Annotated in this window: 1 protein-coding gene and 1 other RNA gene; both read left to right on the forward strand. The window is 30.8% G+C overall.

Annotation, left to right across the window (positions count from 1 at the left end; all coding sequences use genetic code 11):
- Positions 1–34 precede the first annotated feature (34 nt).
- Positions 35–133: signal recognition particle sRNA small type (ffs, locus tag DMB91_RS08690), an RNA gene on the forward strand.
- Between the two features lie 27 nt (positions 134–160).
- On the forward strand, positions 161–1,952 hold a 1,792-nt coding region (locus tag DMB91_RS08695), incomplete at its 3' end, for a DUF2972 domain-containing protein (protein WP_143116917.1).

Consider the following 1,952-nt stretch of genomic DNA (forward strand, 5'->3'; position numbering starts at 1 on the left):
TTTAAGTAAATTTTGCTATGATCCTAATTGCCCTTTTTTAGACCTGTGCAATACTATCTTAAAGTACCGCTTCAGGGTGGGAACACAGCAGAGCAACTTTGATTTATTATGTGCCGCAGCCATCTGGAGAAGGGTTTTTTTGTTTAAAATTGGAGACACAATGAATGCAGTTGATAGAGTTAAAAATTCACTTTCTTATAAGCTTGGACTTAAACTCTTAGAATATCATAATCTAGTCGGGGGGGGGGGGTCGCCTCTAAGACAAATTAATCTTTTTTTAAATTTGCTTTTCTCGCTTTATAAGCTTAAAAAAGCTTATAAAAAAGAACTTTCGCTTTACAAAAAATTTATCATAGCTTTTCCTCATCTTAAAAAACCAAAACTAGAGCAGCTTGACGATTATCAGCAAAGCTTTAGCGTTAAAAGACACGCAGCATTTTTATATGGTAATGCCTTGATACAAGCGGATAAAAGTTTTTTAAAATTTGGATACTTCAAATTTTTTGCTCAAATTTCAAAGATTAAAGCTGAAGTGGAATTTTATAAACATGTTAAGATTGAACTCAAGATTAATTTTAAAGAGTTTGATCAAAAGGCTTTTAGTTTTTTTGATGCAAAAAAAGAAGAAATTCTTGCGTGGATTAATTCTCAAGAATATAAACAAAAATATCTTGATAAAAAGCATCCTTATCCTCCACTTTTAAATCCTAAAAAGATTGATTACCTAAGTATAGATCCCCATATCGCTTGGCTTTTTAATATCCCTTTTCCACATTGTTATAAGTTTATTTGGCATCATTTAGGTAGCTCAGCTTCGATATTTTTTGGCACTGCTTTAAGAAAATCTGAAACACCTCAAATGCTCTTTACGTGGTGGAATTTCAAACAAAAATATATAGATAATTTAATCAAATATCAAGAAAATCCCAGAGTTGATTTTATACTTATTATTGTTCATCTTGATGAGAAGATGAGAGCTTTGCTTGATAAAAAAACCCCTTTTATATTTATATCAAGGGATCCTGTGTCAAAATTAAAACACGCCATCAATCATATTTCTGGTAAATATTCTCAAAATATCTCATCTTTTATGAAAAGATTCAATTTGTCTTGCAAACCAAAAGAGTTATTACCAAAGCCATTATTTTGTTCGAATGAAAACATTAATGATGAATATCCAAGTGTTTTGGGTATTTATGGAAAGACTTTATGGATCGTATGGGAATTTAACTCAATGCTTGAGTACTTAGAAAACCAAAAAGAATATATTAGCGAAATTATCTGCATTGATTTTGCTGATTTAAGTTTTGATAAAGCCTATGAAACTTGGCAAAATTTAAGTAAAAAGCTTGGTTTAAAAGCTATAGAAGATGAAATTTTTTTCAAGCAACGCATGAATAAAAACCAAGGAGCTTTAGCTCATCTACCTACCACGCTTTATGCTCACAGGGCAGATTTGAAAAATGTTTTTGATCCGGATAAAGAAAATCATATGGATTTGCATTCTTTGCAGGTTAGAGGCGGATTTGAACTTAAAATAGGACTTCGTGTCCATTTTTATGACGCACAGGGTGTATTGCAAGAGGATTTAAAAGATATAAGTTTTGAAATGCTTGAGCAAAATATCATTATTGATAAATCCCAAATTTGTATTATCATGAAAGAAGATGAATATCAAGAACTTAAAACTCATGAAAAGCTTTATGAAGCAAGTAAAAACTATCTTAAACACTATGTAAAAGAGCTTGAAAATGAAGCTTTAAGGATAGAAAAAATTCTTGTAACAGAAGAAGAGATTTTAGAATACCTTAAAGATGATGAAGAAAGGCTTGATTTTTTTAAAGCTCATTTTGATAAGGAACGAGACGTAGCAAAACATAATCCAAAATGCCTTGACTCCTGGCATTTTTGTGATCTTTTTGATGCAATGTATAAAGAAGCAAAAGCTAAAT

This window comes from Campylobacter sp. MIT 97-5078 (genome assembly GCF_006864455.1).
Classification (GTDB): domain Bacteria; phylum Campylobacterota; class Campylobacteria; order Campylobacterales; family Campylobacteraceae; genus Campylobacter_D.